This window comes from uncultured Thiodictyon sp. (assembly GCF_903946935.1).
Classification (GTDB): domain Bacteria; phylum Pseudomonadota; class Gammaproteobacteria; order Chromatiales; family Chromatiaceae; genus Thiodictyon.
Map to the genome: position 1 here is coordinate 1 of NZ_CAJAXH010000182.1, position 5,332 is coordinate 5,332.

Annotated in this window: 6 protein-coding genes and 1 pseudogene; all 7 read right to left on the bottom strand. The window is 60.1% G+C overall.

Translation table 11 applies throughout. The features are described from left to right. The coding region (locus QZX93_RS15650) for a hypothetical protein (RefSeq protein ID WP_295385146.1) at nt 1–353 on the bottom strand (353 nt) is incomplete at its 3' end. 58 nt (nt 354–411) lie between these two features. After that, nucleotides 412–1,197 carry a retron system putative HNH endonuclease gene (locus QZX93_RS15655; RefSeq protein WP_295385149.1) on the bottom strand — a complete coding sequence of 262 codons (786 nt, stop codon included), beginning with the start codon at nt 1,195–1,197 and terminating at the stop codon, nt 412–414. Next, nucleotides 1,194–2,162, bottom strand: a complete 969-nt coding sequence (locus tag QZX93_RS15660; RefSeq protein ID WP_295385162.1) for an AAA family ATPase — start codon at nt 2,160–2,162, stop codon at nt 1,194–1,196. Before QZX93_RS15660 ends, QZX93_RS15655 begins: the two co-directional genes overlap by 4 nt. Nucleotides 2,163–2,498: 336 nt before the next feature. Then, nucleotides 2,499–2,615: pseudogene (locus QZX93_RS27400) on the bottom strand (hypothetical protein); the annotation flags it as partial. A 100-nt stretch (nt 2,616–2,715) separates the two neighbouring features. Then, complete coding sequence (gene ybaK, locus QZX93_RS15670) at nt 2,716–3,201, bottom strand: Cys-tRNA(Pro) deacylase (protein ID WP_295385156.1); 486 nt, start codon at nt 3,199–3,201, stop codon at nt 2,716–2,718. Nucleotides 3,202–3,276: 75 nt separating this feature from the next. Beyond that, nucleotides 3,277–4,728: a restriction endonuclease subunit S gene (locus tag QZX93_RS15675; protein WP_295385159.1), complete on the bottom strand. Its 1,452-nt coding sequence runs from the start codon at nt 4,726–4,728 to the stop codon at nt 3,277–3,279. 127 nt (nt 4,729–4,855) lie between these two features. Continuing rightward, the gene (locus tag QZX93_RS15680; protein ID WP_366760497.1) at nt 4,856–5,227 is read right to left on the bottom strand and encodes a type II toxin-antitoxin system VapC family toxin; all 372 of its coding nucleotides are present in this window, start codon (nt 5,225–5,227) and stop codon (nt 4,856–4,858) included. Between the last annotated feature and the right edge of the window lie 105 nt (nt 5,228–5,332).

Here is a 5,332-nt window from a genome sequence, read left to right on the forward strand (position 1 = left end):
ACCCCGGCGATCCTCTCGATCCGTTCTGATCCGTCACGTACGGGCGCTCCTGCGTAAGCGCCCGCCTTTCGATCCATGGTACGTGTGCGATCCGCAGGTGAGTTCGCCATTTTTACGCGGCTTTTGACAGCCGCTAACACCAGGAGGACGGTCTCGGTGGCCGCGCCGTGGGTCTTGGTCAATGACGCCCAGGCGGCTGGCTGGGTGGCCTCGATCCAGGCGATCAGGTCCGGCGGGAACAGTGCGCGGGCGCGGTCATAGCGTTGCGCATCCCCCAGCTCATAGCGCCAGCCGTGGGCGGCCAGGTGGGCGCAGATGTCGTCCTCGAAGGCGCTCTCATTATGCGTCGTCACCAGATATCTCCCGTCTACTGCGGAACTTGAGCCCCGATCTGTGATCGGAGCGCCAGATTCATCTACAGAATTGCGTCTCCCTCAAATGGTCTTCGGCGTATCGGTGAAGAGACCAGCGGGCGACTGTGAAGAAAGCCTTGCGGCACCCGTCGGGATCAATCGCCAAATGGGCTTCCGCCAGCCGGCGCAGACCGGCACCAGGGTCGGCCCCGGACTCGCGTAGCCGCTTCTTCGCATATTCCAACTGTCGGTGCAGCGGCAGTCGGGCCTCGGCAAGCCGGCGGCAGTTGAGGTTCAGTTTCTCGATGGTCGCCTCGACCCGCTCGACCGGGATGCCTGCCGCGGTACAGGCAGCTGCGTCCGGTGCAATATCCAAGCGATCCGGGGATTGTAGAAAACGGAACAGGCGGGGGAATGGCGGGACCTCGTCGGGCCTAAGGATGACCCCATCGAGAACGCTGTCCGTGGTCGCCTCGTCGCAACTGCGGTTCCCGGGCAATGGGTATTTGGGCTTGCCGTCGCTGTCTATTTGGCGGTCCGCGACCCGCGTGCCCCCCAGGCACCCGATCCAGAGATTATCCCAGTCCAGTGCCCAATTGTGATTGCTGGAGCGATCGCTCTTCGGGTGAAAGTGCGCGATCTGCTCGTTGCCCGGCGTCAGACGTATCTCGCAATACGCACAGAGACCGGTTGGGGCTTGACGCAGCGTTGAGCGCAACGTTTCGTAACAGGCCCGACCCTCCCCAGTTCCCCTGAAGTCCCGCTCCCATTCCGCCGCTGGGTTCTTGGCACGGAATGCGGAGAGGCATTGCGGTTCGCCCGGCTCCTTTCGGCAGTGCTTCATAGACCCAGCTCCGCCTCCCACTTGCGGTTTGCGATCAGGGTCCGCGCCTCGATCAGGCTCGGCTCGTCGCCGCCGCGCTCGGACTCCAGCGCTTGCAGAAGCTGCTCCGCCGCCCCCAAGCGACCATCGCCGATCTCGGCGAACAGCAGGTCCACCTGCTGGGCATACGGGTTGTCCGGCGGCCTGGTGTCCGTGTCCATCACCAGCCGCTGGACCCGCCCGGCGTCGGTGCCATAGGTCTCCACATTGGGTGCGAAAAGCTGTTGATCCTTCAGGACCCGGATCTGCCGCGCCTCCAACGTGGACAGCACCTGCGGACTATGGGTCGCGACGATGATCTGGGTATCCGGGAAGACCCGGCGCAGATGGGGGATGACGTTTTGCTGCCATTTGGGGTGCAGGTTCAGCTCAATCTCGTCGATCAGCAGGATGCCGGGGGCCTCCAGCGGTTGATCCCAACCGGGATGGGTCAGGGCCAGGCGGCGGGCAAAGTCGAGTGTGAGGGCAAGCAGGTTACGTTGGCCCGCGCTGAGTTGTGCGAGTTCCAGTGTGAGCGTTTGTCCCGCTGCACCCTTCTTGTCCACCTTGAGCCGGGGCGGGTTGTCGTCCGTATAGACCCGCTCGATACCGTCCAGCATCAGGCTCAGGGCCTTACGGATCGTCGCGAGATCGGGGAACTCGAAGGCCGTGTTCCCGTGCTCCCGTGCGGCGCGCAACTCCTGGTTCTCGCGCATGTAGAACCAGTGCTGAGCGGCCTCGAAGTCCGCGCCCGCATCGAATGCACGCTTGAGGGCTGAATCCCGGTCCATCGCCTCGGGATTCGCCTGCGGTTGCGACCGCCCCCGGCAATTCCGGGAGTCGCGATAGAAGGCGAGGGTTGGGATATCGATATGCGCACCATGAGCATCGCCGCCAGCCGGTAGCCAGAAGCCGTCGGGCGCGGGTGCGATGCCAACGGGCTCCACCAAGATAATTCCGCGGGATTCAATGTCGAGCTGCACAGTGTATCCCATTGTTTGGTGCCACTCTAGGCTAAGAGTCCTGGTGGCATCTCTTGGGTCGCTGCCAGTCATCGTGGTTGCGATTGCTGCTTCGGGCAACCTACCTCTGCTCCCTTGGGTTTCCTCGGTGCCAATCCGCACATCCGTGGGTCGCAGCAATAACCCGCTGGGATCTTTCCCTGGTAAACTCTTTGGATCGGTGTTCGCTTTAATTCGATCTAACGGGCCTTCGATCACTGGCCGCAAGCCCAACGCGATCGCATCCAACAATGCCGTCTTGCCCGCCGCGTTGACACCAATCACCGCGGTAACATCCGGCTCCAGCGACAGGCTCAGCCGCTCGAAGCAACGGAAATTCTCGATCTCGACCCGTGTTAGCTTCATCGATTTGAACTCTTTAGCGCTCATGCTGGCCATGATCGCCGCGTGGGTGCAGGAGGCATTGTGCGGTTGATCATGCGGCAAGAGATACAAAACAGCAAGCCGGCCGTCATGCGCCCCAGGTGTGGCCGCGGCATCATTTCAGCACCACCTGGACCACCACCGGGGAGAGCAACCGCAGAAGGTCCTGCGGATCGATGCCGACCAGATAGCCGCGGCGGCCGCCGTTGATATAGATCAGCTGCAAGTCCAGGATGGTCTTTTCGATATAGACCGGCATCGCCTTCTTGGTTCCGAAGGGGCTGGTGCCGCCCAGCAGGAAGCCGGTGTGGCGGTTTGCCACCTCTGGCTTGCAGGGCTCGACCTTCTTGCAGCCGATCTGCCGCGCCAGTTCCTTGGTCGAGACCTTGCAATCGCCGTGCATCAGCACGATCAACGGCCGCTCCGACTCGTCCTCCATGACCAGCGTCTTCACCACCTGATGTTCGTCGACATCGAGTTCACGCGCCGAGACCTTGGTGCCGCCGTGCGCTTCGTAGGCATAAAAATGGCTGGAATAGACCACCTGGTGCTTGCGCAGGAATTTGGTCGCTGGTGTTTCGGGGCCGGTGTTCGTCTTCATCCTAAGTCCAGGAATTGGTCACGCCAAGGCGCCAAGCTCGCCAAGAAAGACATTGGATGCTTGGCAGCATCCGGATCACCCTCCGGGTGAATCGCCGAAGGCCGATCGCCTATTGAAAAACCTTGGCGAGCTTGGCGCCTTGGCGTGATCACTCTTCTTTTCAGGTTCATCGGGACGCTCAGCCGCGTAAAGAGCCAATCCGCGCACATCGATCTTACCGGTGACGGCAGCGGAGATCAGGGCGGTACGGCGTTCTTGGAGTAGCGAGATGGCTTGTTGGGCCTCTAAGGTGAGTGCGTCGAGTTTGGCGGTTTCTTCCTCGATGTAATCGACAATGGCGAGTTGCTCTTTCAATGGCAATACGCGAAGCCCCATTGAAGTCCATGCCTCCATGCGTAGCGCATTCGTGCCATGCCCAGCCTCGTCGATTCTACGCCGCGATTCTTCCGATGAGGCTTGCAGAAGTCGCGCCAGGAATCGATGTTCGACCATATCATGGCATTCCAGAGCCTTTAGGTCCTGGTTGATCGCCATTGGAACTGCCGCGACCGCTACCGGGAACGTCCGCGCAAGAATCATACCGCGGACCACGACGAGCACCGACCCGGCCGACATAAGCTCAGCAGAACCGGACTGAACTGCATTCTCGGTGATGTGGTCAATTGTGTCCCCGAGAACTTCGGCCTTGAGGTCTTTGGCGGACGCCCAGGGAATGTCCCCATCCCAGTAGTCGAGGTTCTCCTTCCTTGGTGTTCCTCCGCTCTGAAAATTGACGAGATACTTGAGTGGCTTAACGCCCCAATGCTCTGGCGCCTTACCCAGCCACTCCACCCCGGAGTCCTTCATCGACGCATTCGGATTCAGGCCCTTTGTCACGGCGTGGGAGATGACTGCCTGGCGCTTCTCCTTCAGCAGTTCGATCAGGGTGCGCTGCTCGGTCATCGGGGCGTCGATCTTGGCGATTTCGTGGTCGAGGAAGATGGCGATGATCGTTTGCTCATCTGGATCGGGACAAGCAACGGCAAAATCCCTCACGAAATCATCAGGAACCCGCTTCTGCCCTCCGGCTCCATACATCGACGCTTCGCCACGCTTTCGGAATTGCGTTGAGCGAAACAGCCAGCCCAAGTAGTCGCTCGTGACCGCGGTTGTAATGGGTCTGGCCACGATCAATTCAGTCGTGCCAAATCCAATTCCACTTTGCAGTCCGCGCATCGCCGCCCCTTTGCCATTCTCGAAACAAGGGGTGATCTTCGCAACGGTTACATCGCCATTCTGAAAATAGGTGTAGCCCGTTTCAACCTCCCTAATCGGGCGGATGCGATCAAGTTTAATCGATCCGTCATCGCCCACGGCCTCCATCGGCAAGAACGACACATCGGTATCGCGATCCAGACCTGCAATCTCTGCTTTGGAAGGGTTCAGCAGCGCGACGAATCGCAGCCGCTTCACTTTCCAGTGCGCCGGCACATCCCCCAACCACTCCACACTGGAGTCCTTATAGCTCGGATAGCGCGGGAAGCTCATAGAAAACTCTCGCTCCCACGCTCCAGCGTGGGAGCAAGTCCCGACGCTCTGGCGTCGCGTGCGGGTTCGGGCCGCTGGAGCGACCAAGACTGCATTTCCACGCGGAGCATGGGAACGCGATGAAAGCTCACGCGCTCGCCTCATCGGCAAAAGGGTTGAGCAGGCGCACACCGCTGCGCTCGACATCGCGCACATTGCGGGTTACCAGAATCAGATCATGCTCAAGCGCCGTGGCGGCGAGTAGACCATCCACGACGGGAAATGGATTCGGCACGTTGATTCGACCCCAGCGATCGGCGATGGCCAGAGAGACCGGTAGGATGCGCCCTGTCATGCTGCATTGTAATTGACGCAACCGCTCTTCCAGTCTCGTCGCCTGCTGTGGATCGCGCCGCCTCAAACGCTCGATGCCGCGGCGGACCTCACCGACGACCAGCACCGAGACATTCAGCTCATTAGGGGCAATATAGCGGCCTAATGAGTTATCACGACTAACTATTAATTATGCAGCATATAATGTATCTGGCAGATAAAAGAAAGATTTCACACGATCAGTATTCTGTTGCAGTGCCTGTAAGGCGGCCTGCAACTTAATCTTCAAATG